The following is a 22,103-nucleotide window of genomic DNA, read 5'->3' as shown; positions in this document are numbered from 1 at the left end:
GACGATATCAGCATTTTAGCTACCCAGCATTTTTTTATGATACACCGCGCTAATTTCTTCAACTTCCACACATATCTGTAAGGCTGCTCGCCCTGATTGCTCTGCGACTATCTCCTGCTCTATCGCCGTCACCAGCAGCCCTGCTAGCTGATTACGAATAACCATGTCACGACCAGTCATTAGTTTTAGATGCGCATAAATAAAGCCATACGCCTGCTCATCATCTTCAACGCCTACCAAAAATGTCTCAATAGGTACGATCCGTGCTTTAATATCAGTCGGCGTGCCAAAGTGCCCACTGTCCCATAATGCTTTATTTAACGCTTTAAGCAATGATTCTTCATGAGCAATACTGACATTGGGCGTCATTTGAATGGTTAGATGTGGCATGAATATGTCCTTATAAAATATGAGTGAGGGAGTAAAATATTAGCCATCGTTTCAGGCTTGATTGAACAGCCCATCAGCGGCAACGATTTTTAGTCATCAGTAACTTTTTAGTCATCAATAATAGTACTAAAGCAAGCAGCAAGGGTCTCAGCTAATTGTGCTGGTGGCAGCTCAATTTCTAAACCACGGCGACCACCGCTGACATACATCGTTGTCTGCTCTGCAGCCGAGCTGTCTATGATAGTCGGCAAGCGCTTTTTTTGTCCCAATGGGCTGACACCGCCTAGCACATAGCCCGTACTACGCTCTACCTGCTTAGGATCCGCCATTTGCACTTTTTTGCAGGTCAGCAATTTATTCGAAGATAGCGCCTTAGCCATTTTTTTAAAGTTTAACGTTTTATCCACGGGTAAGATAGCAACGGCAAGCGTACCAGTCTCTGTCGATACCACCAAGGTTTTAAACACTTGTGACACATCCACGCCTAGCTTTTCTGCCGCCTCTAAGCCAAAAGAGGCGGCATTACTGTCATGGACATAGTCGTGTAATTGATAGTTCAGAGCGCGTTGTTTGGCAAGATTAATCGCTGGTGTCATAATATTTCAGCTTATATCAATGATATTAATGGGTAGATTTAAACATAATTACTCTATAGTGACTCTTGGTTGTCGCCGAACTATTATTGCGCTAAATACATTAACTTTCAATTATTTGAGCTTATTAAGAGCGGCTTAACTCACTATATAGTAACCAGACCGTATTAATATTAGCAGTATATACAGACACTATATATCGCTTTGATGGCTTTTATGGCATCATAAGCGCAACATATTTGACTATTTTTGATACTGATTATGATACCGAAGTTCTTAAAAAAACGGATTTTTAAAGCGCCAGTCACAACCGACAGCGCCTCTAATACTGACGTCAATCCAATCGCCCCCAAGCCTTATTCCAATGCGCCGATTAATCAAATTTATCGCAAGCTATCGGGGCAGCTACTCGATGTCGCTGTTAAACCTAAGCTATTGGGTGAATTACCTGAGTTCGATACAGACGATCAAACGCTAAGATTTTATGTGTTGCAAGATTATTCGCGCTCCAACAGTATTTTGATTGACCTGCAGACGCAAGAGCACAATTTACCACCAGCATTGGTTGGGGTACATGATGCCGCCCATAATACCAAAGAAAACGCAGCCATCATATTTTTGAACCATCCAAGCGCCAAAGACAGTCAGCTATCGCCGCGCCTGTCACGTTTGGTGTCTGCTGTTTTGCAACATCCAGAGCTAAAAGTACGTTTGGTGCCCGTCTCTATTTTATGGGGACGCGCTCCAGAAAAAGAGGATTCACTGTTTAAGCTGCTGACCGCTGACAACTGGCAAGACCCTAGCATCACCAAGCAGCTCTTTAATATCGGAGTAATGGGACGTGACACCTTTGTACAGTTCCATCCACCTCAAGATCTACGTACCCTTATCAATGATAGCCTTAAAGGTGATGAAGAAGGGTTTTCTATTTTTGATTCGCTAGCTACTGATTCAAAAGAGAACTTTATAAAAGAAGGCAATGTAAAAGAAAGCTCTGCAAAAGACAGCCATTTAGACATCACCAGTAGCGTGGGCGATGCCGACGAAGCACCAAATTATGCTTTGGTAGCGACCGCTGACAGCAATCGTGAACTGGTCCGTATGCTACAGCAGCGGCTTACGGTTTATTTAGACAAGCAGCGTGCCAGTATGCTCGGTCCTGATTTATCAGACAGGCGTAATTTGGTAGATAAGCTAGTGTATTCACCAGCTATCAAACATGCGATAGAGGCAGAAGCAGTAGAATCTGGTATCAGTGTACGTGAAGCCCGTGTCTTGGCTAAAGGTTACGCCAATGAGATGGTCAATGACTATTCACATTCCATCGTGCGCGGTTTTTATAAGTTTTTAACGTGGTTATGGACGCAACTCTATGATGGCGTAGAAGTCCATCATTTCGAGCGCGTACGTGAGCTTGCAACTGACTATGAGCTGGTTTATGTGCCTTGTCATCGTAGCCATGTCGATTATCTATTGCTATCTTATGTCATCTACAAGCGTGGTCTAAGCATTCCTTATGTCGCTGCTGGTGACAACCTAGATGTACCCGTATTAGGGCCGTTATTACGCGGCGCGGTTGCCTTTTATATACGTCGTAGCTTTCGTGGCAATGCACTTTATACTGCCGTCCTCCGCGAATATATGCACACCCTTATTACGCGTAACACACCGATTGAATACTTTATCGAGGGTGGTCGCTCGCGTTCAGGACGTTTATTACCACCGAAGATGGGCATGCTAGCAATGACAGTGCACAGTCAATTACGTCATTCTGAGAAGCCAGTGGTTTTCATTCCGACTTATATCGGTTATGAGCGTATTATGGAAGGTGGCACCTATGTTGGTGAGCTAAAAGGCAAGCCAAAAGAATCTGAATCTTTACTAGGCTTACTCAAAGTTGGTCGTAAAATTGAGCGTATCTTTGGTAATGTACATCTAAGCTTTGGCACACCACTGCATCTTAGCGACTTTATGACAAAATTCGATGTGCCAGCCAATAGCTTGCCGACGGATCGCACCGATACCCCGCTCGATGATAAAGCCAGCGCGATGGTCGATAACATCGGCGTCAAAATCATGCAGCACATCAATAAGGCGGCGGTTGTGACGCCCGTTTCGTTATTATCATTGGTATTATTATCAGCGCCTAAAGCGGCTTTAGATGAAGAAATCTGTCGTGAGCAAATTGCCCTTTATCAAGGTCTTGCTCAGCAGTTGTCCTACTCAGATGATACCGTCATTACAGATATGAGTCCGCAGCAAATCATTGATTATGGTATCAAACTAAAGCTCATTGAACGTACGCCGCATATCTTAGGCGACATCATTCAAATTGCCGGCAAGCAAGCGGCATTACTCAGTTATTTCCGTAATAATATCCTTCATGTCTTTATTCTACTGTCTTTTTTAGCCGCCTTAGTGGCGCGTAACGGCCGTATCGAACGCAGTCGTTTGGACAATATTGCTAAGCAACTCTATCCATTTTTACAAAGCGAGCTGTTCTTATATTACCCAGCACATGGCTTGGCTGATACCTTGAACAAAAAAATCGACAGCCTACTCTCGCATGGTCTAATTGTCGAATTGAGCGATGGCGTACTCAGCGTCCCTGAGTCAAACAGCAAATGCTATCAGCAGCTGCAAGTGCTAGCGACGCCTGTCGGACAGAGCCTTGAGCGTTACTTTATGACGCTTGCCCTACTCGCCCAGCAAGGCTCAGGTAATCTGACCGAAAGCGAAGTCGTTGATCTGTGTCATCTGCTGGGTCAGCGCTTATCTGTACTATATGCAGATGATATTCCTGATTTCTTTGACCGCGCCTTATTCACCAGCTTCATCAGTGCCTTGACTCGTCTTGATTACTTGCAAAAAGATGATGAAACTGGCGTATTGACCTTTGATCATCGTATCAATGATATTGCTAGTCATGCTAAGTACGTGCTAACGCCTGACATGATGCAGATTTTGCAGCAAGTCGCCAGCTTAGATGAAGAAGAAATTACCCATGCGATTACTGAGATTAGTAATAAAAAGCAGCGTAAATTTGGGCGTAAGCGTTAATCTGCAACCAGCTATAATATTTAATGAGCTAAACTGAATATATCGAGCAAAAAAAGACCTCTAATTGATTAGAGGTCTTTTTTTATCTTCAAATTTGAAATTTCTAAGTAGCTGTTTTTTTAACAACTATCTTTTAAGTAACTACCTTTTAAACAACAGTCCTAAGTCGAAATCTTTTTATATTTCATACGCTTAGGAGTGGCAGCATCACCCATCGTCTTTTTGCGATACGTTTCAAACTCAGAATAGTTACCATCGAACCAAACTGGGCCTTCATCTTCGAACGCTAAGATATGAGTCGCGATACGGTCAAGGAACCAGCGATCATGCGAGACGACCATGACCGTACCTGGGAAGACCTGAATCGCATCTTCTAGCGCACGTAAGGTTTCAATGTCCAAATCGTTTGAAGGTTCATCGAGTAGCAGTACGTTTGCGCCCTGCTTCAATGTCTTCGCTAGCTGTAAGCGGTTACGCTCACCGCCAGACAATTGACCGACGTGCTTTTGCTGATCTGAGCCTTTAAAGTTAAAGCGACCGATATAAGCACGACTTGGCGTGGTGTAATCGCCAACCGTAATAATATCAAGACCGTCAGACACTTCTTCCCAAACGGTTTTGCTGTCATCTAAGTTGTCACGTACCTGACCAACATAAGCGACTTTGACACTTTCTCCCAAATCGACTGAACCCGTATCTGGCGTATCACGTTCGGTAATCATATTAAATAGCGTGGTTTTACCCGCACCGTTTGGTCCGATGATACCAACGATCGCACCAGCTGGCACGTTAAAGCTTAGGTTTTCATAAAGCAGACGATCACCAAATGATTTGGAGATGTTATTCACTTCAATGACTTTATTACCTAGACGTGGACCGGGCGGAATATAAATTTCAGCTGTCTCATTGCGCTGCTGGAACTCTGTTGAGTTCAACTCTTCAAAGCGCTGTACACGAGATTTAGACTTGGCTTGTTGGCCTTTCTGGTTTTTACGAATCCAATCCAGCTCTTTTTTCAATGCTTTAGCAAATGACTCTTCTTGCTTGTTCTGCTGCTCTAAACGCGTGTTCTTTTGCTCGAGCCACTCAGTATAGTTGCCTTCATACGGATAACCATGGCCACGATCTAGCTCCAAAATCCACTGAGCGACGTTGTCTAGGAAATATCTATCATGGGTAATGGCAACGATTGTACCGCTGTAGTTCTGCAAGAACTGCTCTAACCATGCTACGGACTCAGCGTCCAAATGGTTGGTTGGTTCGTCAAGTAACAGCATGTCAGGGCGTGACAATAGCAAACGACATAGTGCCACACGGCGTTTTTCACCACCAGACAGCTTACTAACATCCGCATCCCAAGGTGGCAGACGTAGGGCATCAGCCGCTTTTTCGAGCTGGGTATTTAAGTTATGGGCATCCCACGCTTGAATGATGTCTTCCATCTTGCCTTGTTCTTCAGCAAGCTTATCAAAGTCAGCATCAGGCTCTGCATATTCTGCGTAAATGGCATCTAAACGTGCGAGCGCATCTAAGGCTTCACGCATACCGTCTTCGACGTTACCACGCACGTCTTTGCTGTCATCAAGCTGTGGTTCCTGCGGCAGATAACCGATCTTGGTACCTGTCTGCGCGCGCGCTTCACCACTAAATTCAGTATCCACGCCCGCCATAATGCGTAGCAAGGTTGATTTACCTGAACCGTTAATACCTAGGACACCGATTTTGGCACCTGGGAAGAACGATAGGTTTATGTTCTTTAAGATTTCACGCTTAGGCGGAACAAGTTTTGACACGTTGTTCATCGTGTAAATATATTGAGCCATTAACACTCCGATAGACTGCATAAAAGAGGCGAGCAAATCATACTTAGCAATGATGCCAAGCGTGCTGCACCTCAAAATCAGGGTTACAAATTATAAGCCATTATCGCATTGTGGCGCATACCCTGCAAGCCAACAGATTGTTTTAACGATTGTTTTACGGCTTTTGTCACAGAGTGCTCAGCTTTCTAGCTAAAAGCGGTAACGAAACCTACTATCTAACCGTTTCGCTTAACATTCTGACTTATAACTGTTTTATAAAGACCACAAAAAATAGCATCAAAACTTTCGCAAATTTAATCAATAGCCGTTAGCATGTTAGGATATCTTAACAAATTCAATCAACCTGACCTAAGTGATATCCGCTAAATTGGCGCACAGGTGAACACACTATTTATGCTGTCAATCATTTTAATAGTATTAATAAAGGTACTGACAATATGACCAACGGCTATCGCCCTGAAATGATTCAACATGCATTTATCGATTTTATTGGATCACACTTACAGCCGTTTTGGTCTTTCACTGTCCCAAAGCTGCGCCTTGTTGCGCGGTATACCCTTAGCGATGACTTAATAGCGCTCAGATTTGAGATCAATCATGCTTTTCGACGGCAATTAGTGGGTTCGCAACGTGGTTGGCAGGGTGGGCAACACCTTAACTTAAGCGTTCTTATTGAAGGTGTGTATCATCAGCGCAGCTATTCATTATTAGGTTTGGCGCATCAACCGCTCTGGTGGCACGACGTTACTACTGGCAACAGTATTAATAGTGGCGATAGCAAAAAGCAACCACCTTATCTTGCGATTACCATTGCTATTAAGCCACAAGGCTTAGTTTCGAATTATTTAACCAAACATATGGCACTTGGTAGTGTCATCAACAGTAGTGTCCCCAGTGGCTCTTTCACTTTGGCACAATCATCTATAAAGGTACAGACAACATCAGCTGCCGAAAAACCTGATTCTTTACTATTTATCGCGGGTGGCAGCGGTATTACGCCCATGTTAGGACTCATCACGCAAGCACTGGACAACGGACATCAGGTGACGTTGCTATATTACAGTCGCACTGAAATGCTCGCGTTCAAAAACCAATGGCAACAACTGAGCACAGCGTATCTAGCTTTCGCCTATCATCTGGTCAATACCGAGAAATCTGATACTTATTTGGCTGGCAAGCGACACTTGAGCGTAGACAGTTTGTTGGTATTAAACCTACCGCTGGCAGATACGCAAATATTTGCATGCGGGTCACAGGCTCTGTTGACTGGCTTATATAAAGCAGCGGCGAAGGTAACCTTACCGCACAATAAAAACCTGCGCGATAATATCATTGTAGAAAACTTTGGTCATGCGTTGCCTGATTTCGATTTTGATAACAAACAAGCGCTCGATAGAAAAAAACACGCGGTACAACACACTGTTTATTTACGGGCGAGGCAACGGCAGTTTGACAGTAGCACGACATTATTGAATGCCGCAGAGGACGCAGGAATTCGCTTAGCACATGGTTGTAGACAAGGTATCTGCCAGTTGTGTCGCTGCAATAAAGTCAGCGGTATGGTCAAAAATATTCACACAGGAAAAATGAGCAGTGATGGTTATGAATCTATTCAAACTTGCATCAACATTGCCATGACTGATGTGGTGCTGGATATTTAGCAACACGGTGATAAAAATAAATGCTCATAACGGCTTATAAGATAGAAACACAGCCTGCTGTTACCTTATAGCCTACGGTAAAAAACTTAAACAACTTATTGAACCGAACCCAGTACCGACTCTCCGTACCATTTCGGTTAAGGATTATCTATGCGCTTGCTACCACCCGTCACTACGGCACAATCTGCTGTACCAGTTTTGACCACACTAACTGATGCAAAACAGCAGAAAGCAAAGCAGTTGACTCGCTACCCAACGTTGACAGGAGCGCCCTTACCGAAGGCGCAATCTGATGCCCTCGCTCATGAATTAAATGTGCTTTACCGAAGCGTGATGGATTCGTTAGGTAATGATGACGCACGATACATTAAACGAGTGTATGCCGCAGTAGTCTATAGTGAAATGACAGCGCGTGGCTTACTAGCAGCGGCTGGATGCATGCAGTCAAAACGTAAAATAGTCGCGACTTGGTTATTGGGCACCTCACTACTGAGTCTCAGCAAAATTCTAAATAATATGGAGCTTGGGCACAATGTTATGCATGGTCAGTATGACTGGATGCAGCACCCGTATCTCAATAGCCAAAAGTTTGATTGGGACATTGTCTGTCCTGCCCCATTGTGGCAACACTCTCATAATTACTTGCATCATACTTTTACCAATATCGTTGGTCGTGACCATGATGTTGGCTATCACTTAATTCGCGTGACTGATGAGCAACCTTGGACGCCAAGCGATCGCCATAATATGTCTAAAACAGCGATATTGGCTTTAGGTTTTGAGTGGGCGGTCGCCTTTCATGATATTCAAATCAGTGTCGACGAATACGCGGACTCCCCTGATCGACACCAAACCATGCAACAGAAATCTCGCGCATTATTTGCCAAAATCGCCCGGCAAGTGGGCAAAGATCATATTGTACTACCCACGTTAGCAGGGCTGACATTAGGTCGAAGTAGTGCTATGACCACACTGAGCGGTAATGTTACTGCCAATATCACTCGTAATCTATGGACATGGGCGGTGATATTCTGTGGACACTTTACCGAACAAGCCCATATCTATACCCATCTCGATGCCGATGAGACTAAAGGCGACTGGTATGTGCGTCAAATTCTTGGCTCCAGCAACATTCAAGGAAATAAGCTGTTTCATATTTTGACGGGTAATTTATCGCATCAAATCGAGCACCATATTTTCCCTGATATGCCAGCCTGTCACTATGCTCGTATCGCACCACAATTACAGGTGATATGTCGCAAGTACAATCTACCCTATAATACTGGGCGCTTTGGTACACAATTCCGGCAAATGCTGGGACGTATCCGCCACTTTAGCAAGCCAAGTGCTGAAGAATGGCAGTCTTATTTACACTCACAAACTACGTCAATCCTTGAAACAAATCATGCCGTAGCAGAAAGACAAAAAGAGCTGCCCGCTATACGTGGATTGGGTAAATATCTTCCCCCTGTCATGCGCCAAGCCTTATTTTATGCTTAATATGCAGCTCATATGGAGATCACTGGTAGACCCCTTTAGTCTTAACATTTACTCTATCGACTCTTACGCTAAAGAACTATAAATGTGAATCGAAAGGACTCATACTTTAGTGAATAATCTATTTGGTCATTCAAACTCTCTCAATTTAAAAATACGCTTGATCCATACTAAAAAAAACCATAATATTTAATGATAATAATCAATAATAACGGAGAATATCCATGAAAAATCAAAACCCTGAACGAAACCTAACCATCACCCATGATGAACAGGGTAAAAAGCTTTGAGACCTCTATTGATGGTCATACTGGCTATATTAGCTATCAAGAGCGTGACGATAAATTAGTTTATGATCACACTATCGTACCTCAGGAGTTAGGCGGGCGCGGCATTGGCTCAGCATTGGTTAAGCATGCCCTCAACTATGCTCGTGAACAAAATAAAAAAGTGGTACCACAGTGCTCATTTGTCTCGTCATATATCAGCAAACATCCTGATTACCAAGACTTGCTATAGTCCACTCTTCAGCGATGAGCCATAGAAAATGTAGTATGCTAATAAGCGTCATAATTTTTTTAGAAATGTTTTAAGCATTTACTATGGTTCAGCTTGGCCAATAAAAATGGAACGTTAATACGCTACTACCCTCCTATTTATTTGCTATCTGCCCTCGTATGTTTATCTTCGAATATATGGCAAGATAGCAAATATAGGCGGGTTTTCTGACCTATAGTGCCGATAGAACAAAAGGTCTTTACAGTGATGTAATAGCCTCAATGATACAACTGAAAAAGAGGATTGATATTTCATAAAATAGCTTTGACAGATACAATGTAGTGCCTGATATAGTTTTTAATAAACCAAACCAACATAATAATAAAGGTGATTAATATGAGTAGTTTATCTGATAAGCAAGTAAATTTGCAGCTGGAAGAATTGCCCGGTTGGCAGCGCGAGGGCAATGCTATCGTAAAAACATATCACTTTAGCGATTTCATCGAAGCCATAAGCTTTATGAATCAAGCAGCGTTCCATGCCGAAGCGCTCGAGCATCATCCCGAATGGCGCAACACGTATAACGTGGTAGAGGTGCGCTTGACTACTGGCGATACCGGCGGTATTACCAGCCATGATATTCGTCTGGCGAAACGGATGGAACACATAGTCCAGCCGAAACGTTTATAGTGCTGTGTTTGTTTTTATAATGTTTATAAAAATCCTTTATTAGTAAATACATTCTTAAATACCAAAAAAAAGTCCTCAATTGAGGACTTTTTTTATTTAACAATCTACAGTTATTAATTACATCTTGCGGCTTACAAATGCCACAATAAATAAAATGACAGCGACTGCTAAGAAAATATATGCCAAATTAGCAGACAATCCTGCAACACCGCCAAAACCCAATAAACTTGCTAACAATGCGATCACGGCAAAAATAATAGCCCAGCGAAACATAACCTTCTCCTTAAAAATTATTATTAGAAAACCAGATATTTAGATTGATGCAATGGACAATTATTAATAAGAAATAATTACTATTATTAATGACTGCCTTGCTCTCTCTAAAACTCCTTTTTCTTTACTTTTTGTTTTTTTGATATTTATTAATTTTTTAACCATTAATACTGCTTACGACCATAGATTAGCAATATTTATCTTTAGAAAACGTTCATTTTGGTAATGATATCGGTAGGTTATGTAACCTTTGTAAAAATCTTAACATCGAACCTTTTTTTTTTATCCCTTTATGGGAGTTATGTGTACAGATGGTTAGTTATCACTTAGCCATCAACATTTTCATCATATAATCTGCTATAAACAGTAACTTACAAGTCATTTTTACTGGTCAAAAATACTTTAATATATCTTTTTCAGGCAGATATAAGTCTGACCCATGACTCATGACTTTTATATATATAGTTAACCTGATTGCTATCAAAAAATCAGACCTCAAACTCTGACTGTTAAATGGCAACAAATTTTAAACGTCACACGACTCATCAAAATAGCTATTAAGGATAATAAATATGGATACCAATACCAATACCAATACGGATACCTCAAACAATACACAACAGCGCAGCGATGGAAAGCGTCCTTACGCGGTCATCTTATATGGTGCGACTAGCTTTGTTGGTCAAATTACAGCACACTATTTAACAGAGTTTTTATCTAATACTAAAGACAAAGATGGCGCCGATGTCACGTGGGCGATTGCTGGGCGTGATGAAGCAAAACTGAACGAATTGCAATCTAAACTTGGCAGCACTGTCGATATTATTCTTGCTAATAGTGACGATGCGGACAGCCTTGATGAGATGACCAAACAAACCCAAGTCATCATTTCAACCGTCGGTCCTTATCTCAAATACGGTGAGCCGCTGATCAAATCTTGTACCACTCATGGGACAGATTATGTCGACCTCACTGGTGAAGCTATCTTTATCAAAGATATGATGGACAAGTATCAGGACGCGGCAAAGCAAAGCGGCGCTCGTATTGTCAACTCGTGTGGCTTTGATTCGATTCCATCGGATTTGGGCGTCTACTTTACTCAAACCCAAGCAGAAGAGAAATTTGGTCGCGCTTGTGATGTGATTCATATGCGTGTCAAAGCGGCGAAAGGCGGTCTATCAGGTGGCACCATTGCCTCGATGGCGACTATTTTTGAAGAAGTTGGAAAGGACAAGTCACGTCGTAAGCAGGTAGCAAATCCTTATCTGCTCAATGATGACAAAGATGCGCCAAACGTGCGCCAAGCTAATGTCAGTAAGCCAGAATACGATAGTGAGCACAAACGCTGGCTTGCGCCTTTTGTCATGGCTAGCATCAATACCCGTATAGTTCATCGCACCAATCAATTGCTTAACTATGAATATGGTCGTGACTTTAAATATGACGAAGCAATGTGGATGCAAGATGGTGTAAAAGGTCAATTATCAAGCTATGCAATGAGCGCCGGCTTGTTTGGATTTGCCACTGCTATGATGGTCAAACCGAGCCGTGAATTATTAGCTAAACACGTGCTACCCAAGTCAGGTTCTGGTCCGTCTGCAGAAGAGCAAGCAAACGGCTACTTTGACATTCGCCTCTTTGGAGAAACGGCTAATAAAGACACCATCAATACGAAAGTAACGGGTGACAAAGATCCAGGTTACGGCAGTACCTCGCGTATGCTAGCGCAAGCAGCGTTATGCTTAGCACAAGATATCAGCAAAGAAGAAATTGGTGGTGGTTTTTGGACGTCAGCCTCTGCCATGGGTAATCATCTACTAGCGCGCTTAGAAGAGCATGCAGGTCTTAGTTTTGAAGTTGTCGATTCGTAAGATTACCCATTTATAAATCGAAGCAATCTACTTCTTAATATCTAATTAATGACCGTATCTTAGCAACGAGATACGGTTTTTTATTGCCTATTTTTTCTCATTATTCAGATTTAAATATTTTGAGCGATTGTTAATAAATAATAATAACGTGATTCTTTGGTAAACGATATTGGAATTTCTTGCCTTTTTAATACATTAAGCTACACATTTCTAGAGTAATGTCACAGCCATATTGCAGTGAATGACGTAGGATAAAAGAAGTTAGGCAATTTTTTATCTCATATTTTTTTATCCAATATTGCATAGCAGCTTCAAAACGAATAATTGGCTCATTAACATTTCATTTAGGCTTTAAACGCGTCAGAGTAATTTTCTAGTGCAATAAAAATCATATTAATAAAAATTAAGTTTTACTTATTTATCATAAATTTGGAATAAATCAATAAACCTCAATCTAATTAAAGGGACATAACAATGAAAATGAATATATTAACCGCTGCTGTGATGACATCCAGTCTTGCTATGTTTGCAAGCTCTGCTAACGCCACTATGACTACCGATAGCCACGGCAATGTTGGCTATGACAGTTATGATGAATGTGTCACCGCTGTCAAAGACGGTTCGGCCAAATTTTATACCCCTTATACTTATCAAAACCCAAAGCGCCAAGCAGGTGAAGCGACTGTCAAAAAAATGCGCTTGTCTGAAGTAATGATTCCTCAAACAGTGGTCAATGCAAACAACTTAACAGCCAGTGATTACTCAGCAGGTGCTTGTGATTTAGGAGTTGGGCAGTCAAATGGTCGCTATGGTGTTTCGGGTGCATTGGTTGGGAAATACGTCCCTATCGCCGCTGATATGCCTGTCAACGTCTATATGGACAAGGCTGGCAATCCAGTACGTTTAAGCATGCAGCAGTGCGATAACCACTTCGGTGCCAAGTTTCCAACGCCTATTACGAGCGAAACAAAAGAAGCTACAGCACCAGAAGCACAACTCGCGATTATCGAAGATCGCCGTGTAGAGCCTGTCATCGTTGAAACCACACGTGTTATCCGCCCTACTAAATATAGTGTCAAAGAAGTCATCATCGTACCGAAAGATCAAATCAAGCGAGTAAACACAGCGTCAGGTACAGCCATTGCTATCGAAGACGAGGCTAACCGTACTGTAATCGTTGGTGAAGAAGCAGATGCGGATGTCATCGACAATACTGAAATCAATCAAACCTTCCCAGTCATTCGTGTTCCTAGTAGCAGCACTCAACAACGCGTCGTTGATTCAAACACTGGCAAGTATATTGTTATTGAATAAGACTCTAATGAAATATAAACGAACAAGATTCGTTGAGACATCATTGTTATAAGAATTAGAGATAGGAAAATTAGAGATGGGAAAGTAGAAAATAATGCTACTTTCCTATCTGACAATAACCATACAATAGTTGCACAAAGTCACCTGCTAACATCCGTCTGTTAGAATTTTAATCTATGGACTACTGAACTAACGCTTGTTTAATTGGTATTCTCCCCTTTAGATTTTTATCACTGATTTAGGTCAGCTTATAAAGCTCTTTAATCCATCATGATAGTCTCTTAATGGTTATCATGATTTTATTTTGTCTACCAATTAAATGTTAGATATATTAAATATATAGATTTGAATTACTAAATGAATGTGTGATATGCAACTGCTGTATACAGCAATTAGCAACATAAGCGTCAAGTTTGAAATTTTTTAAACTGACATTATAAGATTGTAAATTAAGGAATTGATTAATGAAAAAAAATACTCTATCTTTATCGCTACTGATCGGCGCTGCGCTCACTATCCCAAGTTTGGCTATGGCAGCACCTGCTGATACTGCGGCAGTAGATGTGCAAGCAGCGGCTACCGCCACCACACTTGAGATGGAAGGTGACAATACAAATAATGCTTCAACAGACAATCAGTCTAGCCCATTTCAGATTAGTGAGACACAGATTATCTCAAGAGCAAGCGTTAACAACAGTGCTAATCAACAGCCGATGACTACTGAGCTTCAAGCTGAGCAAGAAGCAATGGATGCCGAGCAAGAGTTGATTCAAGATTCTGAAGAAGCGCTGCAAGAAGAAGACTCGTTAGACACACAAGAAGAATTACAAGAAGCTGAAGAAGCCACAGAAGAATTATAAAATACGAAATAAAGTACGATATAAACCCCGCTGTTAACTGAAATCACGCAGAAGAGGTTATTCAGCGAGTTAAGTTTTGAGTAGTTATCAGTGTTCATTAACAATTTCTATTTTTAAATAAATTCCATAAAAAAGGCAGCCTAATGGCTGCCTTTTTTATCACTATTAATATTAACTATTTTTTGGTTTTAGTCACGCCAGCTTCCTGTAACAGCGCCCCAAGCGTACCCATTTTTCTAGGCGCTTCTGCTTTATCAGCCCTTGGCGCTTTGCTACGATCATTATTAGCATGGTCTTTATCCTGACGATTACCGCGAGATTTCGACGGGCGCTTATCAGGCGCTGGACGGCTACTGTTTGGGCGTTTACTATTTGCATGATCGCTACGTGGACGACTGACCTTCTCATCATTACCAGCACTTTCAGCCGCTTTCGCTGCTGGGCGCGCAGGCTTTTCAGATTCAGGCTTCATACTAAAGCCAATACGACCACGTTTTTCATCGATAGAAATGACACGTACCGAGACGATATCACCTGGTTTGACACGGTTCATCGGGTCTGCGACAAAGTCATTGGCCATCTGTGAGATATGTACCAAACCATCCTGATGAACGCCAACATCAACGAAGCAACCGAAGGCTGTCACATTGGTCACCACGCCTTCAAGCTGCATACCCTCGCTCAAGTCTTTAATACTGTTAACGTCTTCACGGAAGTTAGCAGTCTTAAATTCAGGACGTGGGTCGCGTGCTGGTTTGGCTAGCTCATCGATGATAGCAGTTACACTAATATTGTCATCATTAGCAGCCAGTGCAGTGCTATCTATCGTATTTAGTACGCCGTCATTACCGATGACTTCTGGCAATGCCTTACCAGTTTGTGCCAATAAGCTATCGACCAGCGCATAGCTTTCTGGATGCACACCAGTGGCATCAAGGGGATTACTACCACCATGGATACGCAAGAAGCCTGCTGCTTGTTCAAAGGTCTTAGCGCCTAAGCGTGGAACGTTTTTTAATGATTCACGACTTTCAAAAGCACCATGCTCTTTACGATAGGTCACGATTTGCTGCGCGACGTTTTTATTCAAACCAGCGATATGTGCCAAGATAGCAGGGCTTGCGGTATTTACATCAACGCCAACCGCATTTACGCTATCTTGCGTAACTTTATCAAGACTATCTGCCAATTGTGTTTGGTTAACATCATGCTGATATTGACCAACGCCAATCGCTTTTGGATCAACCTTGACCAATTCTGATAAAGGGTCTTGCAAGCGACGGGCGATAGAAACCGCACCGCGTACAGAAACGTCTAAATTACCAAGCTCATCAGTGGCAAGCTCACTGGCTGAATAAACAGACGCACCTGACTCATTGACGATAACTGATTTGGCTTGTAATTCAGAGTTGGCAGCCAAAATTTCTTTAATCATCGCATCTGTTTCGCGGCTCGCTGTACCATTACCGATAGCCACCAAATCAACGTTATAAGTACTTAATAATTCATCGATGACTTTTTTGGCTTCATCCATTTTATTATCAGGGGCAAATGGATAAACGGTTGCGACGACAGGCTTGTCTTCACTGTCTAACATGACGTGACCTTGAGCATCGACGATGGCCATTTTTACGCCATGACGGATACCAGGGTCGACCCCTAAGATAACTTTACGGCCAGCAGGTGCTGACATGAGTAAATGCTGTAAGTTATTAGCAAAGACGTCAATCGCATCTGCTTCAGCAGTCAGACGTTTTTCTGTCAATAAACGGTGTTCAATATGCGGACGCCATTTGTCTTTCCACAAACTCGTCGCCGCTTCTGTCAAAAACTCTTGACGGGCATCAGGTGCTTTAGAATCAAGCTCAAAGTGCTTAATGATTTTTTCGATAAAGGGTGCGTCTTCGCCTTCTATTTTGAGGCCTAAGACGTTTTCTTGACGACCACGTAGCATCGCTAATAAACGATGATTCGGCAGACGCGCAAGGCTTTCACTATGCTCGAAGTAATCTTTGAATTTCTCGCCGACTTCACGTTTTTCTTCACTGGCAACGGCAGATACGATACTGGCCGTCTTGGCAAAGCCACTGCGCAAGTTGTCTAGCAAAGCCAAAGCCTGCGTCCATTCATCAACGATGATGGCTTGTACGCCAGCCAATTGCTTGGTGATATCGCTAAAATCAACTTCGATCTCATTACCACTATCATCGGTAATGCTCGATTGAACTTGATAGTCTGCTAATGCGTCAGTTGGCGTGACTTCTTGCGTCAAGACGGCTTGCGCTGCCACATCAAGACCAGCAGCACGTGCTTTAGCAGCTGGTGAACGGCGACGCGGGCGGTATGGCAAGTAAATATCTTCAAGCTCAAGTTTCGACGTCGCATTATCGATACGCGTCTGCAGCTCGTCGGTCAAATTGCCCTGCGTTCTGAGCAGCTCGGTAATTTTGAGGCGACGGGTTGCCATATCGCGCTCATAATTGAGTGACTTCTCTAGAGCTCGCAATTGCGCATCGTCAAGATTCTGCGTCTTTTCTTTACGGTAACGGGCAATAAATGGAACGGTCGCGCCTTCATCGTAAAGTTTGACAAACGCATTGACTTGAGCAGTCTTAATGCCAAGCGCGCGAGCAAGCTTGTCGTGAATATTCGCGTGTGTGGTTGCATCCAAAACCTGTGCATTTGTCGAGGTTTGAGATGGCGTTAAGGTATCAGTGCTACTCATAGACGTATCAATCGTTGATAAATGTAGTTTTGCATTATAGCAAAAGCTGCATGAATAAAAATCCTTTTTATCTTTTCGTTATTTATCGCTGGTTTTACGGCGAAAATCGTCTCATATCATAGGTTCTGTCGCTTTGTTAAACAAACGCATACAGCATTTATCCTGATGGGTGATGCAATTAGTGGTGCAATCTTATACACTAAAGTATCGAAGGCGCAAATATTGGTATGCGCTGACGCATTGAACAATAGTATTCAAATTTATGATGGATTGAGACGGACCTTTACTTTTGACCACTCATTGAATAAAGACAGTTTTTTTGCTCAGGTTTTTTGTATAGTCGATTCAAGATAATTTAGCGATGAGGACAGCACGTTGAGTCTACTATAAATAGTAGACTCAACGAGCCTGACACCGTATTTTCTTTATATCATTTTAACTATATAACCTTTAGCCTTGACTGTTAACGATAATTTCTACTAATAATAATTTTTATAAGAGGATGCCTGTATGTCTGAAAATAACAGCCCTGATACCTTAACTCAGCGAATTTTAGTCGTTGATGACGATGCACGCTTGCGCTCTTTATTACAGCGCTTTCTAGAAGACGACGGTTTTGTCGTCCGTACCGCTCATGATGGTAGTCAAATGGACAAACTGTTGCAGCGTGAGCTTTTCTCGTTGGTGGTACTCGATTTGATGCTGCCAGGCGAAGACGGCATCAGTATTTGTAAGCGTCTACGCGAAGACAATGGCGACATTCCTATCATTATGCTGACAGCCAAAGGTGGTGATGCCGATCGTATCGCTGGTCTAGAAGCGGGTGCAGATGATTATCTGCCAAAACCATTTAACCCAAAAGAGCTGTTGGCTCGTATCAAAGCGGTATTACGTCGTCAAAATCGCGAGCTGCCTGGCGCACCAAGCCATCAGCTTGAAGTGGTTGAGTTTGGACCGTGGACGCTTGATTTATCGACACGTACGCTTAAACGCGATGGCAATGTGGTCACTTTGACGACTGGTGAGTTTTCGGTGCTAAAAGCACTGGTGCAGCACCCACGTGAGCCATTAACCCGTGACAAACTGATGAACCTTGCGCGTGGTCGTGAATGGGGTGCGATGGAGCGTTCTATCGACGTACAGGTATCACGTTTGCGTCGTTTGATTGAAGACAACCCTTCACAAGCGCGTTACATCCAAACCGTTTGGGGTGTAGGCTATGTATTCGTTCCTGACGAAGCTGAAGTAGAAACCGTTAAAAGTGAGTAACTTTTGACTATGTGTGTCCTCATTTCGAAAATTCCGATTATCGATTGAATTGAGAACACACGCTAACATCATTTCCTTTTAATATAGGCCGTGTTTGATTACTCACAAATACGGCCTATATGATGAGTGTCTCTGTGAAAAAACCTATTATTTTTCAAAACATACCCTGCACCTTGGTGACAGGGTTTTTGGGTGCTGGCAAGACCACAGTGATTAATCAGCTGCTTGCTATCAAACCTGCCGATGAGCGCTGGGCATTACTAATCAATGAGTTTGGTCGTATCGGTATTGATGGTGCGCTGCTGGCAAGCGCGCAAGATAGTAAGCCTGAGCAAGATAATATTGCTATACGCGAAGTCAGTGGTGGCTGTATTTGTTGTACCAGTCAGCTGCCATTACAAATTGCTATCAGTCGGCTACTTAGTGAGCATCATCCACAGCGGTTGCTCATCGAACCCACAGGGCTTGCTCATCCACGTGAGCTTATCATGCAGCTCAGTGCACCGCATTGGCAAACAGCGCTCAATATGCAGGCAGTAATAACGGTACTGAGTGGCGTGCAATGGCAACAAGATAAATATCGTCATCACGACGGTTTTCAAGCGCATGTCCGTGATGCCGATGTGTTAGTCATTAATCGTTATGCTCGATTGAGCGATAGCGAAAAGCAAGCACTGCAACAATGGATAGCCAAGCTCAATGCACAGGTAAAAATTATTTGGGCAGCATCTGAGCAGATCTCTCATGATACAAACGACTCATCCAATATTCTTTTATCAGAATCAAGCGTGTCAGAGTTGAAAACTCAGCTAACCAAGCCCAGTCAGGTTATCTCGAAACAACGTACAGTCAATATTGTTCACCCTCAAAAATCGACTACTAGCTTGCAACCGCAGAGTAATGCCCTATCGATATCGACCACCTTGTCATCCGACGCTTTTACAAACAAAGATGATTCGCAGACCGACACAGATATTGAGCTACCTTATCGTTATCATGAAAAACAGCAAGAGTTACAGTTGGCGGGTTGGCGACTGCCAGCGCACTACATATTAAAAGCGGATGAGTTACAGAGTTGGTTATTAACGCTACCGAACTGGCAACGTATCAAAGGTGTGGTGCATACGTCTGATGGCTGGCTACAAATCAATTTTACCCCTGACAGCTTAACCACCAGTACGGTCAGCGCACAAGTTGATAGTCGGCTAGAGATTATATTACAGTTGGAGGCAAATGCTAATAACGACAACGATACAGCGGTAGAAAGCGACCGCTCAGAAGAACAAGATAGGACAGCATTTTTATCTTCTATAGAGACGCTACCTTCTATCGATTGGGATACCTGCGACCGTAAACTAATGGCACTGGTTATATAGTAATAGACAAAAAAAGGGCAGACATTGCTGTTCGATATAGCCATGTCTGCCCTTTTTCTTTTTTAACGTAATTGACTGTCTTTACTACCTCGCCGGTTGAACAACTCAGCGGCTCTCGCCTCTTGTTCAAGTTCTGTCTGACAGCTGACGCAATGCTGAATACCAGGCACTGCTAACCGCCGTGCTTCTGGAATAGGCTTGCCGCATTCATCACACATCTCGGCACTGATGCCAGTTGGCAACGCACGTCTTGCCCGCTCTAATGCATCATTTACCGTTGCATCCATTTGCTCATGCTCAGCACCATCTCTTGACCAACCACCTGCCATAACTTCATCCTATTTACGATAATCAGATATTACAAATCGCTTTAATAACAAATAGATGGGGTTGTTTATAATTAATTGCAACCTACTAGAGCATGCCTCAATCTGAAAGTATGCGAATAAATGCGCTAAGTAATGACATTTCCTAGCAAAAAATCACATGACTAATCTTTTGGCTGTAGCTCGACCACTTGCCCGCGTACCCCGATACTGGCATCACTCATCAGACAAACATAGCCTGCCATGATATCTTCAGGCGTTTTTAAGCTCATAGGACTCTCTCCTGGATAAGCATGGGCGCGCATATTGGTACGAGTGCCACCAGGATTGACACAGTTAAAACGTAAATTAGTCGTATTCTGCGTCTCTTGGGTAAAGATATCACTCATGCCTTCTACGGCTTGCTTGGACAGCGCATAAGCACCCCAGAACGCGCGAGGATGTGTACCGACCGTGCTAGAGGTGAAAACAATAGAACCATTCTCAGCATCTTTAAGTAGTGGTAGCAGTGCTTGGGTGAGCATAAACGTCGAGGTAAAGTTCACCTTCATAACTTGTGCAAAAGTATCGACGTCATACATCTCAAGTGGGGTTAGCTGCCCAAGCATGCCCGCATTGTGCAAGATACCATCGAGCTGACCGACTTCTTTATTAATCAACCCCTCTAACTGCTGCATCTCAGCATAGGTTGCCCCTTCTAGATTCATCGGTAGCATGGCAGGCTGTTTGCCGCCAAGACTTTCAATCTCATCATAAACATATTCAAGCTTGCTGCTGGTACGTCCCAATAACAGGACTGTCGCTCCATAGCGAGCATAAGTCAGCGCGGCAACGCGGCCGATACCGTCACCTGCCCCCGTGACCAGAATAGTCTTACCATCTAAACAATTATCAGATGGCACAAAGTTGCGAATATCGTTATGAGTTAACGGTTGAGGTAGACTTTGAACAGTTTTTTGGTTGTCTTGCTGATTAGCCAGCTGATTAATATTGTCACTCATGGCATTACTCACTGCTTATCGTTTAATAGTTGGGATGCTAAGTATTTATCGTGTTTCTTTAAAAACATAGAGTGTGGCGGACTCGATTTATAATTTTATTTATAAATAGTCAAATTTACCAGAAGAGAGCAACAGTTTATTTAATTGCTCAGGCGTATCAGTAATATAATCTGCACCCCATTTCTTTAGGTTTTTTTGATCTTCAGGCGGAATATAACCATAAGCAGCTAGAATCGTCGGCATGCCAGCGGCATTACCAGCTTGATATCACGGATATGATCGCCAACATAAATCACGCTTTCAGCGGCGCCGCGAGGGATACCAAGCTTCTCTAACGCCGCATACATAGGCTCTGGGTCAGGCTTTGAGCGAGACACATCATCAGGACAAACCAAAGCAGAACAGCGCCCGTCTAACTGCATCTTTTCTAGTAACTTCTCTGCCAGATAACGCGGCTTGTTGGTCACAATACCCCATGGCACCCCTTTTTCTTCAAGAGCAGTCAACACGTCTTCTAATTCAGCGAACACACAACTATCGACGCATATCTCAGCTTCATAATCATCTAAAAACTGTTGGCGAAACTCCTGCAAAGCTTCTTCGCTAACCTCAATTTGATCGTTATGACGTAGCATCAACTGTACCATCGCTGAGGCACCAGCAGAAACTTGCTCGCGAATTCCTGTTTCAGGCGGTGCTTGCCAATCATTTTCGCGGCTCATTTTACCGATAATACGGACAAAATCAGCAGCCGTATCGATTAATGTCCCATCGAGATCAAATAAAACCGCTTTTACAAATTGGCTCATAGTGAATGCTCTTAATATAAATAAGGTGTTGAGTGAAATAGTATGGCATGAAAACAACCAAATACGG

Annotated in this window: 17 protein-coding genes and 1 pseudogene; 10 read left to right on the top strand and 8 right to left on the bottom strand. The window is 42.8% G+C overall.

Features of this window, described 5'->3' with window-relative positions:
* Positions 1 to 15: 15 nt before the first annotated feature.
* Together JMW85_RS01545 and ybaK are read right to left on the bottom strand one after the other, a co-directional pair.
* Positions 16 to 390 (bottom strand): 5-carboxymethyl-2-hydroxymuconate Delta-isomerase, encoded by a 375-nt coding sequence (locus JMW85_RS01545; protein ID WP_201580741.1) that lies wholly within the window; start codon positions 388 to 390, stop codon positions 16 to 18.
* Positions 391 to 497: 107 nt separating this feature from the next.
* Positions 498 to 986, bottom strand: a complete 489-nt coding sequence (gene ybaK / locus JMW85_RS01540) for a Cys-tRNA(Pro) deacylase (RefSeq protein ID WP_201580740.1) — start codon at positions 984 to 986, stop codon at positions 498 to 500.
* 258 nt (positions 987 to 1,244) lie between these two features.
* On the opposite strand from ybaK, the gene plsB reads away from it, so the two are divergent.
* Positions 1,245 to 4,043, top strand: coding sequence for a glycerol-3-phosphate 1-O-acyltransferase PlsB (plsB, locus tag JMW85_RS01535; RefSeq protein WP_201580739.1), 2,799 nt, complete (start codon positions 1,245 to 1,247; stop codon positions 4,041 to 4,043).
* A 161-nt stretch (positions 4,044 to 4,204) separates the two neighbouring features.
* Here plsB and ettA read toward each other — a convergent pair whose 3' ends face one another.
* Positions 4,205 to 5,866 carry an energy-dependent translational throttle protein EttA gene (ettA, locus tag JMW85_RS01530; RefSeq protein ID WP_045443195.1) on the bottom strand — a complete coding sequence of 554 codons (1,662 nt, stop codon included), beginning with the start codon at positions 5,864 to 5,866 and terminating at the stop codon, positions 4,205 to 4,207.
* Positions 5,867 to 6,303: 437 nt separating this feature from the next.
* Here ettA and JMW85_RS01525 point away from each other — a divergent pair, with 437 nt between their 5' ends.
* From JMW85_RS01525 to JMW85_RS01510, 4 genes are all read left to right on the top strand, one after another.
* Positions 6,304 to 7,527 carry a flavin reductase family protein gene (locus JMW85_RS01525; protein WP_201580738.1) on the top strand — a complete coding sequence of 408 codons (1,224 nt, stop codon included), beginning with the start codon at positions 6,304 to 6,306 and terminating at the stop codon, positions 7,525 to 7,527.
* A 150-nt stretch (positions 7,528 to 7,677) separates the two neighbouring features.
* Positions 7,678 to 9,027 (top strand): fatty acid desaturase family protein, encoded by a 1,350-nt coding sequence (locus tag JMW85_RS01520; protein WP_201580737.1) that lies wholly within the window; start codon positions 7,678 to 7,680, stop codon positions 9,025 to 9,027.
* A 261-nt stretch (positions 9,028 to 9,288) separates the two neighbouring features.
* Positions 9,289 to 9,543, top strand: coding sequence for a GNAT family N-acetyltransferase (locus tag JMW85_RS01515; protein ID WP_201580736.1), 255 nt, complete (start codon positions 9,289 to 9,291; stop codon positions 9,541 to 9,543).
* A gap of 375 nt (positions 9,544 to 9,918) precedes the next feature.
* Complete coding sequence (locus JMW85_RS01510; RefSeq protein WP_055123632.1) at positions 9,919 to 10,212, top strand: 4a-hydroxytetrahydrobiopterin dehydratase; 294 nt, start codon at positions 9,919 to 9,921, stop codon at positions 10,210 to 10,212.
* A 117-nt stretch (positions 10,213 to 10,329) separates the two neighbouring features.
* Here JMW85_RS01510 and JMW85_RS01505 read toward each other — a convergent pair whose 3' ends face one another.
* A complete protein-coding gene (locus JMW85_RS01505; RefSeq protein ID WP_021814049.1) occupies positions 10,330 to 10,485 on the bottom strand; it encodes a DUF1328 domain-containing protein in 156 nt (51 codons plus the stop codon).
* A 572-nt stretch (positions 10,486 to 11,057) separates the two neighbouring features.
* Here JMW85_RS01505 and JMW85_RS01500 point away from each other — a divergent pair.
* The 3 genes from JMW85_RS01500 (at position 11,058) to JMW85_RS01490 (ending at position 14,530) form a co-directional block, all read left to right on the top strand.
* Positions 11,058 to 12,356, top strand: coding sequence for a saccharopine dehydrogenase family protein (locus JMW85_RS01500; RefSeq protein WP_201580735.1), 1,299 nt, complete (start codon positions 11,058 to 11,060; stop codon positions 12,354 to 12,356).
* Positions 12,357 to 12,830: 474 nt separating this feature from the next.
* Entirely contained in the window at positions 12,831 to 13,670 is an 840-nt protein-coding gene (locus JMW85_RS01495) for a hypothetical protein (RefSeq protein WP_201580734.1), read from the top strand.
* Between the two features lie 464 nt (positions 13,671 to 14,134).
* The gene (locus JMW85_RS01490; RefSeq protein ID WP_201580733.1) at positions 14,135 to 14,530 is read left to right on the top strand and encodes a hypothetical protein; all 396 of its coding nucleotides are present in this window, start codon (positions 14,135 to 14,137) and stop codon (positions 14,528 to 14,530) included.
* Positions 14,531 to 14,705: 175 nt separating this feature from the next.
* Here the strand turns inward: JMW85_RS01490 and JMW85_RS01485 are convergent, their stop codons facing one another.
* Complete coding sequence (locus tag JMW85_RS01485; RefSeq protein ID WP_201580732.1) at positions 14,706 to 17,255, bottom strand: Tex family protein; 2,550 nt, start codon at positions 17,253 to 17,255, stop codon at positions 14,706 to 14,708.
* Positions 17,256 to 17,765: 510 nt separating this feature from the next.
* Between JMW85_RS01485 and ompR the strand changes: the two genes are divergently transcribed.
* Both ompR and JMW85_RS01475 read left to right on the top strand, forming a co-directional pair.
* Entirely contained in the window at positions 17,766 to 18,524 is a 759-nt protein-coding gene (gene ompR, locus JMW85_RS01480) for an osmolarity response regulator transcription factor OmpR (protein ID WP_055123637.1), read from the top strand.
* A gap of 122 nt (positions 18,525 to 18,646) precedes the next feature.
* Positions 18,647 to 19,900 (top strand): CobW family GTP-binding protein, encoded by a 1,254-nt coding sequence (locus JMW85_RS01475; RefSeq protein ID WP_201502071.1) that lies wholly within the window; start codon positions 18,647 to 18,649, stop codon positions 19,898 to 19,900.
* 62 nt (positions 19,901 to 19,962) lie between these two features.
* Here the strand turns inward: JMW85_RS01475 and JMW85_RS01470 are convergent, their stop codons facing one another.
* The 3 genes and pseudogenes from JMW85_RS01470 to JMW85_RS01460 form a co-directional block, all read right to left on the bottom strand.
* Positions 19,963 to 20,229 carry a DksA/TraR family C4-type zinc finger protein gene (locus tag JMW85_RS01470; protein WP_045443167.1) on the bottom strand — a complete coding sequence of 89 codons (267 nt, stop codon included), beginning with the start codon at positions 20,227 to 20,229 and terminating at the stop codon, positions 19,963 to 19,965.
* 161 nt (positions 20,230 to 20,390) lie between these two features.
* Positions 20,391 to 21,227: a YciK family oxidoreductase gene (locus JMW85_RS01465; protein ID WP_201580731.1), complete on the bottom strand. Its 837-nt coding sequence runs from the start codon at positions 21,225 to 21,227 to the stop codon at positions 20,391 to 20,393.
* A 99-nt stretch (positions 21,228 to 21,326) separates the two neighbouring features.
* Positions 21,327 to 22,036: pseudogene (locus JMW85_RS01460) on the bottom strand (HAD family hydrolase).
* Positions 22,037 to 22,103 lie beyond the last annotated feature (67 nt).

Source organism: Psychrobacter glacincola (assembly GCF_904846075.1).
Taxonomy (GTDB): Bacteria; Pseudomonadota; Gammaproteobacteria; order Pseudomonadales; family Moraxellaceae; genus Psychrobacter; species Psychrobacter glacincola_C.
The sequence above is the reverse complement of the archived record's forward strand: the minus strand, read 5'-3'. Positions and strand labels throughout refer to the sequence as shown.